This window comes from Flagellimonas onchidii (genome assembly GCF_004804315.1).
In the GTDB taxonomy this organism is placed as follows: Bacteria; Bacteroidota; Bacteroidia; order Flavobacteriales; family Flavobacteriaceae; genus Flagellimonas; species Flagellimonas onchidii.
In genome coordinates this window covers 166,593-185,478 of sequence record NZ_SRXX01000004.1, presented here as the reverse complement: position 1 = coordinate 185,478, position 18,886 = coordinate 166,593, and the positions used below count along the sequence as shown (strand labels likewise).

The window sequence follows — 18,886 nt, the reverse complement described above, 5'->3', positions numbered from 1 at the left end:
AATGAAATCGGCCTTGAACAAATACACATATATTTCGGTCCTGCTTGTCATGCTCTTTGTGCTGCCGCAAGAGTCCAAGGCGCAAGAGGTTTTGCCATCTAAATCAAAGTTTAAGGATGCCAAGACAAAGGTATGGTTCAATACGTATGGAAAAATTAGAATATCAAAACGATTGTACTGGGATGCACAGACTCACTTTCGTTTCCAAGAAACTGAGGACACCCCTTTTATTGGACAAATAGGACAGGTTTACAACAGGCATGCCATTGGGTACATTTATTCCAAGAAAACCAATTTTAGTCTTGGAGGTGTGGTTCGAGTAAACTTTAACACCGATGAATCCTCCACTGCACGAAAAGTGGTGCCCGAATGGCGTATTTGGCACCAATATCAATTTGCGCAACCGCTGTACAGTGCCATGATCTATCATCGTATTCGTATTGAACATCGTTGGACCCAAGGCTTTGAAGAGAACAGCGAGTACATTTTTAGAAACCGTTGGCGATACATGTTACGTGCAAAAGTTCCGTTGAACAATTATAAACTTGAGTCTAAAACACTTTATGTTTCCCCAGAGGCAGAGTTGATTATGCAAAGCGGGAAAGCTGTAGTGGGCAGTGTTATGGAAGACCTTCGACTAACTACCACGCTCGGTTATATTCTAACCCCTCGTGTAACAGTTGCGGCTGGTTTAATGTATTCTCAAGGACAAACTTTTGATAATCCAGGAATTTTTAAACAAAACTGGACTATGCGGTTCCATGTGTACTTCTCTCCTGATATCAGAAAAGTAAAAAATAAGCTTCCCGCAATCCATTTTGATGATTAATACGTACATGTTACTATAAACCGTGCACAGTAATCATCATGGGAAACATAAAAACCACCTATCTGCTCTGTCTTTTGTTGGCTTTGACAATGGGAATTACCGTCTCATTATTGTTTAAAACCAAAGGTTTGCAGAATGACCTTCAAGAACAAATAACAACGCACGAACGATTTTCGGAACAAATAGCACTACATCAGCAATTATTGGATATAGATTCTCTTCTGGTAGATGGTAATTACCAACAAGCTTTGCAATCTTATCGCGAGCAGGATCGTTTGTTCAAGGAAATTAGTGATTCTAGAATAGGATTGCGTATAGCTCTTGCCGAAAAGATGGATGATATGCACCGTCAGATTGTAACCGATTCGTTTCAAGAGACTGAAAAGTCTATTGACACAAATCAAGTTCATATGGTAGCCACTCCCCGAGAGATTAAACAATATGATTCGATAAGTTTTGCTTTGGAGAAGGCCAAAGTACAGTTATCACGGATGAGGCGTTTGGTACAACAAAAATCGTTTGGAGAGTATCTTACTTTTACCAGCAGCAAAGGGAGTCAAGTGCATTATGTTGGACAGGTTAAAAACGGCAAGGCTCAAGGACAGGGTGTTGCTATTTTAAGCACTGGGAGTCGTTATGAAGGTGAGTGGAAAAACAATCTACGTCATGGAAATGGCACCTTTTATTGGGCTGATGGACAGTCGTACGAAGGAGAGTACAGTAATGATAAGCGTCATGGCATAGGAACATACCACTGGTCAAATGGCGAGAAGTTTGTAGGATTGTGGAAAGATGATCAACGAACAGGTGAAGGCACCTTTTATGGAAAGGATGGAAAAGTTGTAGCAAGTGGTATTTGGGAAGATGACAAACTGATTGCAGCCAATAAACCGTAACCAACCTTAGCTTTTTAAAATAACTCGTGGTTCACTTGGATGAAAATTCGTCAACTCGAGTGTTTTTTCAGGAAAGAATCCTGAAAAATTGTATCGAGAATTAGAATTTTAGGACAAAAACCTTGTTCTCGATACTTTTTTCTTGGAAAAAACTAGAACTGACGGTTTTTTGAATTAAGGAATTTCCAAACACACTATGGGTTAGAATAGAAACAAAGTATCCCAATCTATATTTTTGTTGACCCCAACAATCTAATAAGCTGCGAAACTTAAGTCAGGTTACTCATTACCGCAAATCAATCTTTTTGCGAAAGACTAAAACCCCACTAAAGTAAAAGATTAAGCTTTTGAAGTCAAGGACTTGAAGAACACGAAACCAAAGCCCAAGAATAACATAAGGTGGAATGGGAAAAGTCCGAAATCGTTGAATGGAACCGCCAGGTACATTCCGTATAGGAAATATATCATTAAAGCAAATTCTATTACCATATTTGGCGAAAGCTTTTTAGCCAAATACTTGTTCCCTTTCCAGCTATCGGTAAGGTTATTGATATTGAATTTTGGTGTTCGAACAAATTCACTTCGTTTACCCATATGGCCTTCCAAAACTGCAATGGAATTGTGCAGTGAGAAGCCCAACGCGACAGAGAAGAAGGTAAAGAACAATTTAATGTAATCCACAAAATTATCAAAGCCACTCCCCTGAATGCTCCTGTAGGTAAACCAGTAACATACGAACAAGATAACTGTACTGATAATAAAGAATCTGTTTACATCAAAAACCCACGCTAAATGTCCGAAAGAGTTCTTGATATACAACATTGGAATGCTCAAAATCGCAACAGTGAACATGCAAAGGAACATAGAGCTGTTCAAAAGGTGCATTACTCCGTGAAATTTGGTTTTGAAATCAATATTCTTTGCTGTAACGACACTCCAAACAGATTTTCTAAAGTTTTCCGCACCACCTTTGTTCCATCGAAACTGCTGTGATCTAGCTGCACTGATTACCACCGGAAGTTCTGCAGGAGTTTCAACGTCTTCCAAATACTTGAACTTCCAATTTTTTAGTTGCGCACGATAGCTCAGGTCCAAATCCTCGGTAAGAGTATCACCTTCCCAATTACCGGCATCGATGATGCAATCCTTTCTCCAGATTCCGGCCGTGCCATTAAAATTGATGAAATGGCCTTTGGAGTTTCTGCCTACTTGTTCTAAAGTAAAATGAGCATCCAAAGCGAATGCTTGAATTTTTGTCAAGGTGGAATAATCCCTATTAATATGTCCCCATCTTGTTTGAACCACTCCTATTTCTTCATCCTTAAAATAAGGAACCGTCTTTTTAAGCCAATCACTTTCAGGAAGAAAATCAGCATCAAAAATGGCGATAAACTCTCCCTTTGCAATGGCCAACCCTTCTTTAAGAGCGCCGGCTTTAAAACCTTGGCGGTTTTCCCTTCTTATATGTTGGATGTCCAGTCCAGTTTCCTGAAGTTCCTTTATTCTTTCTGCAGTATCAATTACAGTATCATCTGTGGAATCATCCAAAACCTGAATTTCCAGTTTACTTTTTGGATATTCGATTTTGGAAATATTGTCAAGAAGGCGTTCCATTACATATTCCTCATTGTAAATGGGAAGTTGAATGGTAACGAAAGGGATTTCTTTTGGGTCTAAAAGGTTGAATTTTGGGGCTTCCTCATTTCTTCTTTTATTGCCTAGATAGTTTATCAGAAGATTGAGCTGAGCCAAGCTGTAAAAGAAAATCAAAATCAAGGCTGTACTATAAATAGCGATAATTAAAATAGCAATAGTTAGTCCCATATTATTTTAAACTGTATTTAAATATCCAACCTAGGATTTTTATGCCTGCAAATATAGTACCTTTTATGGTACCTGATACTTTTGAAACGCCTATTCTGCGTTTATAACGTACTGGTACTTCGGTATATGACATTTTTTTTCTCAGGACTTTTAACTGCATTTCCACGGTCCAACCATAGGTTTTGTCCTGCATGTCCAATGCCCTTAATTTGTCATATTTTATCGCCCTAAAAGGCCCTAGGTCTGTAAATTTTGCCCTAAAGAACAAGCGCATTAAAAATGTGGCCAATTGGTTGCCAAAAACCTGTTGAGGTGTCATGGAACCCGGTTCGCGAAGGGATTTTTTCCTCGCTCCGATCACAAAATCAATGTCCTTTTCCAATATTGGAGCTACTACTTTATCCAGTTCTTCGGGATAGTCTGAGTAATCTCCGTCAATAAATACGATAATGTCGGGGTGTTTGGATTGTTTTGCTATATAATCTATACCTTTTAAACAGGCGAATCCATATCCCCGTTGATTTTCAGTGAGCACCGTGGCTCCAGCTTTTTGGGCATTTTCAAGGGTGTCATCCGTGGATCCATTGTTGACCACAATGATTTCTGAAACAAAGTCAGGTAGCTCCGATACCACTTTCCCAATGGAATCACCCTCATTTACAGCCGGAATAATGACTTTGATATCTGCCATTTACTTTAAATCGGATAATTTGTTTTCTTTTTTAAAGCTTCTGAAATCAAACCATTCTTTTACTTTTTTGCCTTTGGCATATTTTTCTGCTGAGGTCAACTTTTCGTTTTTATATTTTAGGCAATATCCGTTTTTTACTCCTTTCTGGAGCTGACATTTGTGATTTATTTTTCCATGCTCATCATAAAATAACCACCACATGGCCATCTTTCCCTGTTTATAATGTCCTTCCATTTCAGGTCTTCCACCTAGGTCATAAAAATACCAATAGCCTACTTTTTGGTCATGTTTAAAATGTCCTTTTTCCATGATTTTACCATTGGGATGATAAAACTTCCAGAAGTCCTCTTTAAATTCTCCTTTTTTCCATCCTTCCGATTTTAATAAACCGTTGGAATGATATTCTCTATGGTATTCCTTTTTGGCGAAAGCAAAGGAATTCAGGAAAAACAATCCAGCCAAGAAAAGTCGCAGCATCTTATTTTTGGTTCACAAGGTCCATTAAATCAACATCATTGCCTAACAAAACTTGGTTGCTGTCGATTCTTCCTTTTAAAGGCCCATTTTCCAACTTTAAAACTCCTCGAGGGCAAACCGCAGAGCAGATACCACATCCCACACAGCTGGAACGAACAATGTTTTCGCCTTTTTGGGCATAGGCACGGACATCGATTCCCATCTCACAATACGTAGAGCAGTTACCACAAGAGATACATTGACCACCATTTGTGGTGATTCTAAATCGTGAGAACAAACGTTGTTGGAAGCCCATCATGGCAGCCATAGGGCAGCCAAAGCGACACCAAACCCTGTTGCCAAAAATGGGATAGAACCCAGTTCCAATAACTCCAGAAAAGATGCTTCCTATTAAAAAGGAATACGATTTGCGCAGTGTTTCTGATTTAAATAAAAAGACATTGCCATCTCCGCTAAAGAAATGCATTCCAATAAGCGCCATGATAATCACAAAATATCCGATGGCCCCATATTGGGCATCTTTTTGCAATTGTTTACGCTTAAATAACATGACCCAAGCAAAAACAACAGTAAGTAACACTGTAACTCCAATCAGAAAAGTACTTTTGGTCAACCAATATTTGCTGGTATCATGTCCCAAATAGGAATAAACAACGGCAGTGGTCATCAAGGTAACGAATACCACAACACTGTGTACTACCCAACGCTCCACGTTCCAGGCTTTTACTGTTTTGTCACTTAAGTGTCTGAATGAATCCCCGGCAGTTTCGGCCAATCCACCACATCCGCATACCCAAGAGCAGTACCATCTTTTTCCGAATTTATAAGTAAGTATGGGGGTGATCACAAAAACGGACAGGATTCCAAAAATCAGAAGGGCGAAGCCAATATCTCCTGAGCTTAAAAACCCTTTGATGCGATATCCCTCGAAGTTATAATAATTCAGGGGCCATACATTTTTAAGGTCATAATACGGAAGACTACCGCCGTTTAGGATTTTGTCACCGTTTAAACGGGCCATTAATTCTGGAATGATGAATGCAAAAGCTGTCTGGAAAAACATCACGCTCATGGTACGGATGCGTTCGTAACGATTATGTCGATATTTCCACATGAATTTAATACCGAAAGCCAATATCGCTACCGTATAGAGTGTACCATAAACAAACCACTGACTTGCAGGATTTCCACTTAAAGCTTTGCTTAATGGGTCAAACAAAGCAATAACACCCTTATTTTCTCCTCCCTTGACCAATCCCAAATATTCAGGATAGAAATACAGGATAATATAGAATCCTGTCAACGCAATTCCGGCTATCCATCCCCAGAATCCTTTGCTAGAAATGGACTTGAACCAAACCCCATCATTCTTTATCCCAGGCAGCTTTTGGGAATAGGCATCCCAAGAAAACCATAAGGTTCCTACAGTTATCGCCGATAAAGAGATGGAGAGCCATAGGGTTTTGTTGGGAAAGCTAACATTAAATGCCGCTAACAAAATGACTGCCAAACCAAACATGCCCACAAGGGTTGCCAACTTTTGGTTTCGGCTCAATATTTTTGGAGGTTGCCCGGTAAGGGCCATACTTTTATCGTAAGTGCTCATTTTGGTTTTATTAAGCAGTTTGGAAAATTCGTTTTAGGCTTCGCTTTTTGGCTTTGATGGATTTACCAAAATCTGAATTGTACTTGGATGCAATGTCAGCTTCGTAGTTTTTATAGAACTCGGGGTCAAAGTTGGCATCCGCAAGATGCTCCATGACATAATCGATATCTCTACCCTCCGTCAGCCATCGGTCAAAAACTTCATGACGCATGCGTATCCCGAAGGTGTTCAAGCCCAAAAACTGGTTAGTGTCCTTATGGAAAGCAGCAGTAATGCAGATTTTTTCCTCAGGATGTCGCCAATGGAAATGAGCTTCATATTCCTTTTTTCCTTTACTTGAAAATACCCAACCATAGGTTTGATATTCAATATCCAAGAATTTTGCGGAGTTGAACCAATGCCCGGGTTTGTACTCGATTCGATTGCCGCAAATAGTCTGGGCAACCGTTTCTCCCATCATACGACCTGTGTACCAAACCGCTTCAATGGGTCGCCTATTCCCAATGGCTTCATGCTGCTCGGCACAATCGCCAATAGCATAAACGTCCTTCATATTGGTTTCAAGAAATCTATCGACCTTTACTCCACGTCCTAATTCTATTCCGGAATCTTTTAGGAAATCGACATTGGGCGAAACTCCAGCCGTCAAGCCGACCATGTCACAAGGAAGTTCTTCTCCTGTTTCCGTTATTATGATGGATTTTACCCTTCCGTTTTCGTCGGCCACAATCTCTTTGAGATTGGTGCCTAATCTAAGATCGATATGGTGATCTAGGATATGTTCATTGATCATGGCAGATTCCCCGTTAGGTAAAACACCATTCCAAAAGCTTTCTTCCCGAACCAAAAAGGTGACTGGAATGTCACGACTTCTTAGCATTTCGGCCAATTCAATTCCAATTAAACCACCACCAACAATCACCGCTCTTTTGCATACATCTTTGTTGGGCGCATTTACTTCAAGTAGATCCAAATCTTGTTTGGAATACAATCCTTGAACACCATGGAGGTCTTGGCCGGGCCATCCAAACTTGTTAGGTTTGGATCCTGTGGCAATGATTAATTTGTCATACTGAACCGCTCTTGAGCCGTCGATTTGAAGTTGTTTGGTTTCGGTATCGACATGGGTCACATAACCTCTGACCAATTCGATACGATTTTTTTCCCAAAACCAGTTTTCATACGGTTGTATGTGTTCAAATTTCATGTGCCCCATGTACACATACATTAAGGCAGTTCTTGAAAAGAAATAATCAGTCTCTGCCGAGATGACGATGATTCTTTTATCTGATAGTTTTCGAATGTGACGTGCAGCAGAAATTCCAGCGATTCCGTTTCCGATGATTACAATATTCTCCATGGGTTTAATGGGTTGTTGGCTAATGTGTCGTCCTTAAATATATGAACTTAACGCTGTCACTTAATTTAGAAAGAGTTTAAATTCTGGGATGGCTGTAAGGTTTTTAGCAAATTTTCGTACGCCAACAAGCTGATTTATAATTTCTTAAATTAATCATAAAAATCGGGTTCCAATTGTATGGCATCTCGGATACATTCGACAGATGCATCAGTTTTAACCGTCATAAAAATTCAATGATGAATATCAAAAAAACACTGACCGTACTTGCACTGGTAGTTTTTGCCGGCACCCTTTCGGCCCAGGATGTTTCTACTTTTTTTACTAAAGCTGATGCCTTTTTCAAGACTTATGTAAAAAACGGAAGAGTGGCCTATAAAGAAATCAAAGCCAACCCTAATGGGCTAGATGAATTGATAACATTGGCCAAAGACATCAATGTTTCAAAAAACGATGCCAAAACCTATCAAGCTTTTTGGATCAATGGATATAATCTTTCAGTAATAAAAGGTATAGTGGAGCATTATCCGCTTAAATCTCCTTTGGATGTCAATGGTTTTTTTGATAAAACCAAACATAGTATTGGAGGGAAGGACATCACATTGAATGATATCGAGAACAAGCTACTTCGTGGGAATTTCCCCGAAGAAGCGCGGTTCCACTTTGTTCTGGTCTGTGCAGGCCTTGGCTGTCCTCCTATTATAAATAAAGCGTATGTGCCCAATACTTTGGATGCACAATTGCAGCATCAAACCGAGTTGGCCTTGAATGACCCAAATTTTGTCAGAATCAAAGGAAAGCGGGTGAATCTCTCTCAAATTTTTGAATGGTATAAGGGTGATTTCACCCAAGGAGGCAAAAGTCTTGTGGACTATGTCAACCTATACCGAAAAGAAAAACTAGAAACCAAAACCAAAGTGGGTTATTACCCTTACGACTGGACCTTAAACGAAATCAAGTAAAATATTAATACAACTAACATGAAACAATTTAAAAGCCACATCATTGCGGCAGCATTTTTAATTTCTTCTTTGGCAGGATTTGCCCAAGATGACCAAACTGGAAGTAATATTCAGAACTTAACCCCATCCAAACTGATCGGAAAAGGACAGTGGGATATTAAGCTATTCAATAATCTTTATACCCAAGATGATAGTACGTTTGAGTCCGATAAGGGAATTCGACAAAATTTCTTTACTTCAACTTTAGAGGTTTTTACGGGAGTGTCGGATACACGAAGAGTTAATGTAGGGGTAATCGCAGAGTATCGAGCAAACGGTCGGGATTTTCTACAGAATGATGGAAGTTTTGAAAGACGAAACACTTCAGGACTTACTTCAATCGCACCATCCATTAAATTTGTTCCCTTCAAGAATGCGGGTAATTTTTCAATCTTAAGTTCTTTATCCATTCCATTGGTCAGTAATGAAAATGATGAGGATACAGGGGTGTTCTTGGATCAAAAAGGATTCACCTGGCAAAATCGTTTCTTTTACGACTACACTTTTCCAGGTAAAAAATGGCAATTGTTTACTGAACTAAATACAGAATTAAATTTTGGGGATAAGGAAGAAAGTTTTGCCAATAATAGTTTAAATCTAGTCCCAGGAGTGTTTCTGAGTTATTTTCCAAGTTCAAAATTTACAGTTTTGGTTTTGGCGCAACATAACCAACGGTTAGATTTAGGGAACAATTTTACGCAAAACTTCACGGCACTTGGTGGTGGTGCCAAATATCAACTTACCAATGAATTAAATCTAGAAGTACTCTATACAAACTTTGTTAGAGGTGAGAATACAGGTCTTGGACAAACATTTAACATAGGATTACGAGCCGTGCTATAGCCTAAAACATATAAAACAGTATTTTAGGAGTCTTAATTTTTTATCTATGAAAAGATTAGGGCTCCTTTTTTTATGCCTGCTCCAATTTTCATGCAATAGTCAACGGATCGAAAAAATCAATGGCGTAAGCTTTGTGGGCTCTCGGGAAAAAGCGGAACAACACCATGTAGATCCTGTTGTTGAGGTACAAGCTAATTACGCCGCCGTAATGCCCTTCGGATTTGCTAGGGACCTCAATTCACCTAACATAATTTTTGATACCGAAAGACAGTGGTACGGGGAAACCAGGAAAGGAGCAAAACAATACATTCAGCTATTACAACAGAATGGAGTAAAAGTGATGTTAAAACCCCAAATCTGGATATGGAGAGGTGAATTTACAGGGGATATGGCCATGAACTCTGAGGAAGATTGGAAGATTCTTGAAGATTCATATAGCAAATTTGCCCTTACCTATGCCCAACTAGCGGAGGAAACCCAATCGGATATTTATTGTATCGGAACGGAGCTCGAGGAGTTTGTGAAAAATCGACCCGATTTCTGGATGAATCTCATCGAGGAAATCAAGAAAATTTATTCTGGTAAATTAACCTATGCTGCCAATTGGGATGAATATTCACGGGTGCCTTTTTGGGATAAGTTGGATTTCATCGGGGTAGACGCCTATTTTCCGCTATCAGAAAAGCAACACCCGACCAAAGAAGAGTTGAGGTCAGGTTGGCAACGATGGAAGAGCAAGTTGGAAGATTTGTCCGAAGAATATAACAAACCCACCCTTTTTACTGAATTTGGTTATCGAAGTATGGATTATACGGCCAAAAAACCTTGGCTAGTGGATCGTAATCAAATGGATGTGAACCTGGAAGCCCAGGCCAATGCCACTTTGGCCATTTTAGAAGAGTTTTGGACAGAGGAATGGTTTGCCGGAGGATTTGTTTGGAAATGGTTTATTCACCACAATGATTCAGGGGGTGATGAGGATAATCGTTTTACACCGCAAAACAAACCGGCAGAAAATGTAATTCGAAACTTTTATAGCGACTATTAGGTTAGATTTACCAAATAGATGATTCGTAACTTAAGCATTTCAGGTTTTTTTATTGTTTTCTTGACCCTGGTTTCTTGTAGTTCAGATAAGGAGGAATTGTTCCTGGAGGGAACCTTGGCAAGAGACATTAATGGGAAAGAGATTGTAAGAAGCAACGTAATAGCTTGTGCCGCAAGTAATGAAGACCCAGATGTGGTCAGTATTTTTGTGTATCCCCGAGAAGGAGCTTCCAACATCAACTTTTATGAAACTGAATCTGTTGAGGTAGATGAAAACGATTTTTCAACCTACAGCAAAGGTGATGCGAGTTTAATAGATGTCTTCAACGGCTATCTGTTGAAGTACGAAATCACTCCGATTCGTGAAAAATGGGTAATCGTAACCTTTGAAGAAGATGGAAAAACCCACCTTTCCAATCCGATCCGATTAAAGCAAATCGCAAAACCCACCGAATATTTACCTCAAAATGTGATGTTGGATGATTCTGGAGTGATGCCGATTTTTTCATGGGAGGATGGAACTATTGACGATTCTGTAATTTACTTTCAGGTAGTTTCCAATGAAAACAACGATTTATTATCAGGAACCTATACAGTGGATCAAATGTTTCAATATTATAAATTGGATAATGTGGTATTGAATATTACCATTGAGGAGCCACCTACACTCGTTACAAATAATGAATATAACTTCACATTGTTGGCAGTTAGCGAAGATAATTGGGTAAATCTCTTCGCTGAGGTAAATTTTACTTTAAAATAGTAAGATAATGTCCAATACTTTTTGATTCTGTGATACTCTTTATAATCTATTCGTCTATATTTAAAGCTGAAAATTGAAAGCTGCTATGAAAAGTTGTTTGTCCATGTTACTCCTTTTGTTTGTGGTTCATGGATATTCCCAAAATACAATAGCGGATGTAAAGATCCAAGGAAATAAAAGGACTAGGACGGCATTCATCAAAAAAATAGCACGACTTAAACCCGGAATGGAGCTTGACTCCACGCTTATTGCCGAGGATATTTACCGCCTTAAACGCTTACCATCCGTGTCCCATGCATATTTTCAGGTATTCCCGGCTAACGAAGAGGGTAGTTACAATGTTTTTTATGGTATAGAGGAAAACTTTACCTTGATTCCCTTTGCCAGTGTTTATACTTCCAATAATGATGAGTTTGCCTTTCGTGTTGGACTACAGGAATTTAATGTCTTGGGAAATAATATCACTTTGGGCGGTTTTTATCAGAAGGATATTTTCGATTCATTCGGAGCACATATCAGAGCTCCATATTTGTTCAGCAATAAATTTGGATTGGCATTTAATTATCAGGATTTAACCACCCAAGAGCCCGTTTTTTTGGATGACGGAACTGCAGATTACAGATACAATAATGAATCTTTTGAGATTTTGGGCTTGTACGAGTTCAATTTTAAGCATCGGGTTGAACTGGGCCTAAATTTTTTTACTGAAGATTACACCTATCTTTTTGGTAGTACAGACCCAAGCGTTCCCCAACGATTAAATGTGAATAAATATCTGTACAAACTGATTTATAATTACGATGCCATTGAGTATTATTACCAATATCTATCTGGATTCAAAAGCAGTTTAAATTTTCAGTATGTGCATAGCGCTAGTCAAACCCTTCCAGATTTTATAGTGGGGTTTAACGATTTTACATATTATGCCAGGGTTGGTGAAAAAGGAAACTGGGCCAATAGGTTGCGCCTTGGACTTTCAAGTAATATGGATACCCCTTTTGCTCCATTTGCTGTAGACAATAACCTAAACATTCGAGGTGTGGGTAATATTATCGATAGAGGCACGGCGGCCATAATTTTGAATACAGAATATAGATACTCACTCATTGATAAGGATTGGTTTGTATTACAAAGCAATGTTTTTATCGATGGTGGCTCATGGCGGAACCCAGGAGGAGATTTTGGGGATTTTGCTGAAAGTCAAAACATTAGAATATATCCCGGTTTTGGCATAAGATTCATCCATAAAAAAATCTTCAATGCTATTTTTCGGATAGATTATGGCCATGGAATTACAAAAGATGCCACCAAAGGAATAGTATTTGGAATCGGTCAATATTTTTAAATTTTAGGTATTTCATCGATGATTTTTGCATTTCATCGATTTTTTCTCATATTTGTATAGCACTCCAGCATCAAAATTCAACTATGAGACTTTTACCGACATTTTTGTTGTGGGTGAGTATTACCTGTACCCTATTTGCGCAATCCGATTACTATACTGTAAAGGCCGAACCTGGTGATGGTATTTACTCCATTCTTCGAAAGCAAGGGCTTGATCCTGTTACCCATTATGAGAAGTTTATTAAGTTAAACATCAAGAATATCAAAGATGGAAGTAGGTTGCATGTTGGACGGGAATATAAAATTCCCAATGTATTAGATTCCTTTAAAAAGACAGGTGTGGTGGTTAAACTTGAATCTGAAGGGGAAACACCTATTTTTGATGAGGAACTTGGTCAAATGTCACTTAAGAGCAGAACCTTAAAGGATGCGGTTTATTATTTAATTGTCGAGAGCGCATCCATGAAAAACAACTTCATTACAGATATAACCAAAAACCTTGCAGCTTCTTTGATGGTACATGGTGCACAGGTTTTTGTATTTGGGAACATTAAGGTCAACACATCTACCGGGCAACCCGAGAATACAGAAAAGGAAAAACTAGAGGAGTATATCGATGCAATAAATAAACGTTATCTTCAAAATGCGGGGAAATATCAAAGGTTGTTGGTAATTAGGGCCAATGGCTCTGTTGAAAATGGTAAAATGGATGTCGCGGTGTACCATCATGGTAAAAGCAAAAATGGCGAACGATTTGCCAAAAACATACAAGAAGCGTTCAAAAACAATAGCATAGAAAGTCGTTCTTACAAAAATGTGGAACGCATCTTTCAAGATCAAAATAGTTTATACCTAGCTACCAACACCTTGCCCGCTGTTAGTCTTTTGACCATTGATAACGGTTCCAAAACTTTGAAAAAAGATGGAATTAAGTTGCGTTCGGACAAAAAGGCTTTTGCCAATTGGATTACAAATGGTATTTTAAGGGACTATGCCGAAATTACGATCGACGAATAATCGATTCTTGTTTCTTGGGAATACCTTTAAGTACCTTTTGTTGTTCATTTTATGTGGCCATTCGTTAGCCTTGGCACAAGATTCCATTCAACAGGTTGAAGCGATTGAAGGTGATGGTATTTACTCCCTGTTAAGAAGGCACGGTTTTGCTCCTTCCAAATACTATCAGGAATTTATTGAATTGAATAAAGAAAAACTGAAGGAAACTAACCAACTGTATGCCGGTGGTTTGTATAAAATTCCTGATTCTACTCTTGCTAAAGCACAGACAGAGGTTGAAACAACAACCGAGAAGGAGTATCCAATTTTTGGTGAGAAACATGCCAAGGTTGAGCGTTCCAGTAATAGACTGCAGAACACGGTCTATTATTTGATTTCTGGGCATGGTGGGCCAGACCCAGGTGCTGTTGAAAGGTACAAAGGCAAAACGATTGCCGAAGATGAATACGCATATGACGTTACCCTTCGAATGGCCAAAGAGTTATTGTCCCATGGTGCCGAAGTGTTTCTTATAGTTCGTGATGAAAATGATGGCATCCGGGATGATAGAATTTTGGAAATAGACCATGATGAGGTCGTTTACCCAGATAAAGTTATTCCTTTAAACCATGTCCAAAGGTTAAAACAAAGAACCGAAGTAGTGAATCAGCTGTATCAAAAAAACCGTGGAAAATATCAGCGATTGATAGTGACCCACGTGGACGGACGGACCAAAGGGACAAATATCGACGTATTCTTTTACCATCACCATAAAAGCAAAAATGGGAAACGCTTGGCGGAGAGTATTCACGAAACTTTTAAGAAGAAATACAAAAAATTTCAACCCAATCGAAAATATACGGGCACCTTCAAAGATAGAAGCGGCCTTTATTTGATACGAAATACACTTCCAGCTATTGCGTATATCGAAATAGGCAACATACGGAGTAAAAAAGATCAACGCAGATTTTTAGATCCCGACAATCGTCAAGCTCTGGCCAAATGGATTTCAGAAGGTATTTTACTCGACTATGAGACTAGGCTAGATTAATAGTTCATAATGTTTTTAATATAATACTGGTACAATTCTTCTGGCCCTGCTCCCAAATAGTTTTTTAAATGTATCATCCCGAAATGGAACTGGACTTTGATCCATCCTTTTTCCCGATACTTGCGTGCTGAGGTAATAACTGCTTCAGAAAGTACTTTGAACTTGGTTTGCTTGTACAGTCGGGTTATAAATTCGGTATCCTCATAAATTCGATAGTTCTCATTAAAACCTTTGTTCTTTTCGAACAATCTTTTTGCAATAAACAAGGATTGATCCCCTCCTCGGCATAACGTATGATTTATTCGAGACATCGAGGCAAAAAGTCGAAGTATGGGATTTTTTGTATCAAAACGCATTCGAAAGCAGCCAGACTCATATCCTTGCTCAATGGCATTCAGAATTATAGTGTCAAAATGTTTTGGGGTAAAAGTATCGGCATGTAAAAAATAGAGTATTTCTCCTTGGGCATGTTTTGCCCCGGTATTCATCTGCGTGGCTCTGCCTTTTTCTGATTCAATGACCTTAGCTCCCTCAGCTTTTATAACCTGTATTGTATTGTCGCCACTACCTCCATCTACACAAATAATTTCCTTCACATTATCCGCAGAACATGTAGCTTTTATGTGATCCAATACTTTTCCAATGAAGCGCTCTTCGTTGAGTACTGGAATTATAATACTTATTGAAGGGGCTTTATCTTGCTTCATTCAAACTCCAATCATAATCCAAATATTCAACTTTAGCTTTTTTGCTTACTGGATTTTCCAAATACTGGTTTATGTATTCCAGCAACGGGACATTTTCCGTAAAATCACCTTTATACCATTTGAATATTTTGGATAACTGCGCTTTTTCATTATCAAAACGGTTTCGGGACTTATCGTTTACAAAATCCACGGTAGTTTTAGAAAGCAACCGTTCCATACTTTGAGGTGTAAACGCCACATTTAACAACTTTGGACAAGAATAAGAAGCACAGTTTATGGCAAAGTGAATTCGGGGCTCCTTCATTTTACGCAATATTTCATGTTCTATGTTATTTAGGGAGGTGACTTCATTTCCTACTTTGATCCATTTTTTCTTCCAACGATTTGGGATATCCTTGATGCTTTTAAGTGGATAATGATCTACAATCAATTTCACTGTTGCGGCATTGTACAGGTTGATATAATAAGCAAGCTTGTCATTTTTGGCCCAGTGATTTGTTGGAGGGTTTTTAGCGAGAAGTTCTAAATACTCATCCAGTTCACCAATATCCTTTTTGAATCCTGCATAATCAACATTGCCAGAGTCGTCCACAAACCTTTTTAACAAGTCGCCCCAAATGGAATGCTCTGGGATTGGAGCCACAACCGGTTTTTTCTCTTCCGTTTTGTTATGAGAAGGGGAATTGACTTCTTTTACTTCATATGTTTTTATGGAAGTTTCAAGAGTGTCCTTGTTTTCATTGGAAATTACTTCTTCTGGAATAGAAACCGTAACTACATCCTTTTTTGGATTGTCATCACTTCGCTCTTGAATCTTTTCATTGCAAGAAAACAGTGAGATTCCCAACAATACATTGAGTATTACATTCATGGGCAATGCCTTTTTAGTTCAATAATTACTGATAGAACAGTCTGGGAAATGCGTATAACCTTTCACTACTGAGCATCAAAATTTGAACTAACAGCAACCCCCACCATCATAATGCCAAGTACTTTCGCTAATATGGATTTCGTCCGATGCCTTTCCCAAAGCTGCAGCAGTTTTATCACAAACGGCCAAAGGTTGATTTTGAAGCAAAACATGGCCTAAACCATCATCAAAATATTCTTCTCCACCATAATAAATAGCTGTTTTTCCGGTAAAGATACAAGGGCCATCTGCTGGCATAGGGTCTTTTATGGCTGCTATTTCAATGGACTCGATATGAATCAATTCATCAGTTGGATAATGGTTAGGCGATAAAACGCGATAAGATTTCCTAGCTCGGATTTCAATGGTCCCGAACCCAGCATCTGTCAACACCTTTACATAATCCTTAATTGGAATACTTCCACTTAGACAAAGCGCTCTTAGTCGGTCATCGTTTCTTAACTCATCGTTCATGGGCTGTTCGCACGTAGGATCACTCATGACCAGTCGACCATGAGGTTTGAGCACACGGTACATTTCGGATACCGCCTTTTTCAAATCTTCCATTTTAAAGATGTTGAAAAGACAGTTTTGTGCCGCTACATCGATGCTCTCGTCTTCGACAGGAAGATTTAGGGCATCCCCTTTGACCAAGCTTACAAATTCGCTTTTAAACCAATCGTTTTCCTCCTCGGCAACCTTAAAATTATTACGGGATGCTTCCAACATTTCATCTACAGAATCCACACCAATAACTCCGCCATTCTGCCTTGAGAAGTATGCGAATTGGAGCAATTCCATTCCACCTCCCACGCCAACATAAAGTACCTTGGGGTCGTTTACAAGATCTTGTGCTGAAACCGTACTTCCGCAACCGTAGTTCATATCCTGCATAATTTTTGGAATAGACAGACCCGGGAATTGCCAAATGGGATTTGTGGTGCAACAAAGACCAACATCTGGGGTCAAGGCCGCTTCTTTGTATAAATCTTGGGTGGCATCTAAATAGCTCATATAAGTTGAATTAGTTCTTTAAATAATGTTATCATTTTTGGCTCTGTCTTTCCTGCTATCTTAATAATTTCTTGAATATCAATGGGTTGTAAATTGTCTGGATCACATTCATCCGTTAAGACAGAAACCGCTACAATAGGTAGTCGTAAATGATTGGCAACAATTACTTCTGGTACGGTACTCATGCCAACGGCATCTGCTCCTAAAATTTTTAGCATGCGATATTCGGCCTTGGTTTCTAATTGTGGCCCGACCACTGAAGCGTACACCCCTTTTTGCAATGAAATACCCTCTTTTTTGGCAATAGTTTCTAATTTTTGACGCATGTCAACATCATAAGGCTCCGCCATGTCCACAAATCTGTCACCAAAATCGGAAACATTTTTAAAGGCAAGAGGAGAGCCTCCTTGTAAGTTAATATGGTCTTCAATCAACATAACATCTCCCTTTTTGAAGTCAAGATTAATGGCTCCCGAAGCATTGGAAACGAAGAGTTTTTTAATTCCGAGTTGGTGCATTACGCGAATAGGATAAGTGATATCAAGAAAATCATAACCTTCGTACAAATGGAACCTTCCTTGCATTACCACCACTTTTTTATCTGCGATGGTGCCGTAGATAAGTTTACCAGAATGGAACTCCACTGTGGCCAAGGGGAAATAGGGAATATGATTGTAGTGTGCTTCTACCGGTTGTTTTATTTCATTTACCAATTGCCCAAGACCGGTTCCCAGCACAATTCCGATTTCAGGAGTGTCAAATCCTTTTTTCTTTAGGTATTCAACGGATTCGTCAAGTTGTTTTTTGGTCATCCTTTTATATGTTTTATATAGGGTTGAAAAGCTTCAATATCTTTTATGTCTTCGTAATGGTCCACATCGTTTTTAACTTGAAGGAGACAAACATCTTCACCTTCAAGATTTTCCAGGGTATCCTTCAGTACAGTTTTGGTTCCCCAAGATTTGTCTTGGAATAACTCCTTCTTTAAAGTAGTCATACCTAGCAAGTAATAGCCACCATCTTCAGCAGGACCTACTACAAAATCGTGGTCTTGCAGCTTTAAGAAGGCTTCTTCCAGGTCTGCTGGTGCAAGGTCATACATATCGCTTCCAATGATAATGATTTTTTTGAAACCCAAATTAAACCCACTCTCGAAAGCGTTGTACATTCGTGCTCCAAGATTTTCGCCTTTCTGCAATTTTTTTTGATAGACTTGATTGTCCCAAATATCGTTTTTCCAAATGTTTTCGGAATAGTAGACTTGTTTTTCGGCATTAAGGTTTTTGGTAAGTACGGCAGTATGCTTTAATAAGAACTTGTATACGTTCAAGGCCGCTTCATTACCTATTTTTGATGCAAGTCTGGTTTTGCATTTTCCCAACTCTGGATTTCGGGTAAAAATAAGCAGTAGGTTTTCTTTTCTGTTCAAGAATATGCTCTTTTCGGTTACTAAAATCTTGTATTGGTCTTTCAACGTACCAATTACTTACTTGGGGCTGTAGTATGTCAAAGATAAGGCTTTGAGATTCT

The 18,886-nt window shown here is 38.9% G+C and carries 19 protein-coding genes; 9 read left to right on the top strand and 10 right to left on the bottom strand.

The features are described from left to right. Position 1 precedes the first annotated feature (1 nt). Both E4661_RS06085 and E4661_RS06080 read left to right on the top strand, forming a co-directional pair. Positions 2-829: a DUF2490 domain-containing protein gene (locus E4661_RS06085; RefSeq protein ID WP_136465937.1), complete on the top strand. Its 828-nt coding sequence runs from the start codon at positions 2-4 to the stop codon at positions 827-829. A gap of 38 nt (positions 830-867) precedes the next feature. Next, a complete protein-coding gene (locus E4661_RS06080; protein ID WP_136465936.1) occupies positions 868-1,725 on the top strand; it encodes an MORN repeat-containing protein in 858 nt (285 codons plus the stop codon). A 339-nt stretch (positions 1,726-2,064) separates the two neighbouring features. On the opposite strand, the gene E4661_RS06075 is transcribed toward E4661_RS06080, so the two are convergent. The 5 genes from E4661_RS06075 to E4661_RS06055 are packed head-to-tail and all read right to left on the bottom strand — an operon-like array spanning position 2,065 to position 7,683. Continuing rightward, positions 2,065-3,549 (bottom strand): cellulose synthase family protein, encoded by a 1,485-nt coding sequence (locus tag E4661_RS06075; RefSeq protein ID WP_136465935.1) that lies wholly within the window; start codon positions 3,547-3,549, stop codon positions 2,065-2,067. Between the two features lies 1 nt (position 3,550). Beyond that, positions 3,551-4,240, bottom strand: a complete 690-nt coding sequence (locus E4661_RS06070) for a glycosyltransferase family 2 protein (protein WP_136465934.1) — start codon at positions 4,238-4,240, stop codon at positions 3,551-3,553. Beyond that, entirely contained in the window at positions 4,241-4,717 is a 477-nt protein-coding gene (locus E4661_RS06065; RefSeq protein ID WP_136465933.1) for a toxin-antitoxin system YwqK family antitoxin, read from the bottom strand. A gap of 1 nt (position 4,718) precedes the next feature. Continuing rightward, entirely contained in the window at positions 4,719-6,323 is a 1,605-nt protein-coding gene (locus E4661_RS06060) for a 4Fe-4S binding protein (RefSeq protein WP_136465932.1), read from the bottom strand. A gap of 10 nt (positions 6,324-6,333) precedes the next feature. After that, positions 6,334-7,683, bottom strand: a complete 1,350-nt coding sequence (locus E4661_RS06055; protein WP_136465931.1) for an NAD(P)/FAD-dependent oxidoreductase — start codon at positions 7,681-7,683, stop codon at positions 6,334-6,336. A gap of 233 nt (positions 7,684-7,916) precedes the next feature. On the opposite strand from E4661_RS06055, the gene E4661_RS06050 reads away from it, so the two are divergent. The 7 genes from E4661_RS06050 to E4661_RS06020 all read left to right on the top strand — a co-directional run bounded on the left by E4661_RS06050 (position 7,917) and on the right by E4661_RS06020 (position 14,725). Continuing rightward, on the top strand, positions 7,917-8,642 hold the full coding sequence (locus E4661_RS06050) for a DUF547 domain-containing protein (protein ID WP_417936347.1): 726 nt from the start codon (positions 7,917-7,919) through the stop codon (positions 8,640-8,642). A gap of 18 nt (positions 8,643-8,660) precedes the next feature. After that, complete coding sequence (locus E4661_RS06045; RefSeq protein ID WP_136465930.1) at positions 8,661-9,524, top strand: hypothetical protein; 864 nt, start codon at positions 8,661-8,663, stop codon at positions 9,522-9,524. A gap of 46 nt (positions 9,525-9,570) precedes the next feature. Next, complete coding sequence (locus E4661_RS06040; protein ID WP_136465929.1) at positions 9,571-10,572, top strand: glycoside hydrolase family 113; 1,002 nt, start codon at positions 9,571-9,573, stop codon at positions 10,570-10,572. Positions 10,573-10,590: 18 nt separating this feature from the next. After that, positions 10,591-11,334, top strand: coding sequence for a hypothetical protein (locus tag E4661_RS06035; RefSeq protein ID WP_240751419.1), 744 nt, complete (start codon positions 10,591-10,593; stop codon positions 11,332-11,334). A 103-nt stretch (positions 11,335-11,437) separates the two neighbouring features. Continuing rightward, entirely contained in the window at positions 11,438-12,679 is a 1,242-nt protein-coding gene (locus tag E4661_RS06030; RefSeq protein WP_240751418.1) for a POTRA domain-containing protein, read from the top strand. Between the two features lie 83 nt (positions 12,680-12,762). Next, the gene (locus E4661_RS06025; protein ID WP_136465927.1) at positions 12,763-13,695 is read left to right on the top strand and encodes a LysM peptidoglycan-binding domain-containing protein; all 933 of its coding nucleotides are present in this window, start codon (positions 12,763-12,765) and stop codon (positions 13,693-13,695) included. A gap of 40 nt (positions 13,696-13,735) precedes the next feature. Continuing rightward, positions 13,736-14,725 (top strand): N-acetylmuramoyl-L-alanine amidase family protein, encoded by a 990-nt coding sequence (locus E4661_RS06020; RefSeq protein WP_240751417.1) that lies wholly within the window; start codon positions 13,736-13,738, stop codon positions 14,723-14,725. Here E4661_RS06020 and E4661_RS06015 read toward each other — a convergent pair. The 5 genes from E4661_RS06015 to E4661_RS05995 form a co-directional block, all read right to left on the bottom strand. Then, positions 14,722-15,432: a TIGR04283 family arsenosugar biosynthesis glycosyltransferase gene (locus tag E4661_RS06015; RefSeq protein ID WP_136465925.1), complete on the bottom strand. Its 711-nt coding sequence runs from the start codon at positions 15,430-15,432 to the stop codon at positions 14,722-14,724. The two genes, E4661_RS06020 and E4661_RS06015, sit on opposite strands and share 4 nt — an antisense overlap. Then, positions 15,419-16,303: a DUF547 domain-containing protein gene (locus tag E4661_RS06010; protein ID WP_136465924.1), complete on the bottom strand. Its 885-nt coding sequence runs from the start codon at positions 16,301-16,303 to the stop codon at positions 15,419-15,421. Before E4661_RS06010 ends, E4661_RS06015 begins: the two co-directional genes overlap by 14 nt. A gap of 87 nt (positions 16,304-16,390) precedes the next feature. Then, complete coding sequence (arsM, locus tag E4661_RS06005) at positions 16,391-17,356, bottom strand: arsenosugar biosynthesis arsenite methyltransferase ArsM (RefSeq protein ID WP_136465923.1); 966 nt, start codon at positions 17,354-17,356, stop codon at positions 16,391-16,393. Beyond that, positions 17,353-18,168 carry a purine-nucleoside phosphorylase gene (locus E4661_RS06000; RefSeq protein WP_136465922.1) on the bottom strand — a complete coding sequence of 272 codons (816 nt, stop codon included), beginning with the start codon at positions 18,166-18,168 and terminating at the stop codon, positions 17,353-17,355. Before E4661_RS06000 ends, arsM begins: the two co-directional genes overlap by 4 nt. Then, positions 18,165-18,785, bottom strand: coding sequence for a TIGR04282 family arsenosugar biosynthesis glycosyltransferase (locus E4661_RS05995; protein ID WP_240751416.1), 621 nt, complete (start codon positions 18,783-18,785; stop codon positions 18,165-18,167). Before E4661_RS05995 ends, E4661_RS06000 begins: the two co-directional genes overlap by 4 nt. Positions 18,786-18,886: the final 101 nt, after the last annotated feature.

Excerpts from the sequence above, each read along its gene's own strand:
- E4661_RS06065 (WP_136465933.1), bottom strand. The coding sequence starts at position 4,717 with ATGCTGCGACTTTTCTTGGCTGGATTGTTTTTCCTGAATTCCTTTGCT.
- E4661_RS06025 (WP_136465927.1), top strand. The coding sequence starts at position 12,763 with ATGAGACTTTTACCGACATTTTTGTTGTGGGTGAGTATTACCTGTACC.
- E4661_RS06040 (WP_136465929.1), top strand. The coding sequence starts at position 9,571 with ATGAAAAGATTAGGGCTCCTTTTTTTATGCCTGCTCCAATTTTCATGC.
- E4661_RS06060 (WP_136465932.1), bottom strand. The coding sequence starts at position 6,323 with ATGAGCACTTACGATAAAAGTATGGCCCTTACCGGGCAACCTCCAAAA.
- E4661_RS06055 (WP_136465931.1), bottom strand. The coding sequence starts at position 7,683 with ATGGAGAATATTGTAATCATCGGAAACGGAATCGCTGGAATTTCTGCT.
- E4661_RS06050 (WP_417936347.1), top strand. The coding sequence starts at position 7,917 with ATGATGAATATCAAAAAAACACTGACCGTACTTGCACTGGTAGTTTTT.
- arsM (WP_136465923.1), bottom strand. The coding sequence starts at position 17,356 with ATGAGCTATTTAGATGCCACCCAAGATTTATACAAAGAAGCGGCCTTG.
- E4661_RS06010 (WP_136465924.1), bottom strand. The coding sequence starts at position 16,303 with ATGAATGTAATACTCAATGTATTGTTGGGAATCTCACTGTTTTCTTGC.
- E4661_RS06015 (WP_136465925.1), bottom strand. The coding sequence starts at position 15,432 with ATGAAGCAAGATAAAGCCCCTTCAATAAGTATTATAATTCCAGTACTC.
- E4661_RS06030 (WP_240751418.1), top strand. The coding sequence starts at position 11,438 with ATGTTACTCCTTTTGTTTGTGGTTCATGGATATTCCCAAAATACAATA.
- E4661_RS06045 (WP_136465930.1), top strand. The coding sequence starts at position 8,661 with ATGAAACAATTTAAAAGCCACATCATTGCGGCAGCATTTTTAATTTCT.
- E4661_RS06075 (WP_136465935.1), bottom strand. The coding sequence starts at position 3,549 with ATGGGACTAACTATTGCTATTTTAATTATCGCTATTTATAGTACAGCC.
- E4661_RS06080 (WP_136465936.1), top strand. The coding sequence starts at position 868 with ATGGGAAACATAAAAACCACCTATCTGCTCTGTCTTTTGTTGGCTTTG.
- E4661_RS06035 (WP_240751419.1), top strand. The coding sequence starts at position 10,591 with ATGATTCGTAACTTAAGCATTTCAGGTTTTTTTATTGTTTTCTTGACC.
- E4661_RS06000 (WP_136465922.1), bottom strand. The coding sequence starts at position 18,168 with ATGACCAAAAAACAACTTGACGAATCCGTTGAATACCTAAAGAAAAAA.
- E4661_RS06085 (WP_136465937.1), top strand. The coding sequence starts at position 2 with ATGAAATCGGCCTTGAACAAATACACATATATTTCGGTCCTGCTTGTC.
- E4661_RS06070 (WP_136465934.1), bottom strand. The coding sequence starts at position 4,240 with ATGGCAGATATCAAAGTCATTATTCCGGCTGTAAATGAGGGTGATTCC.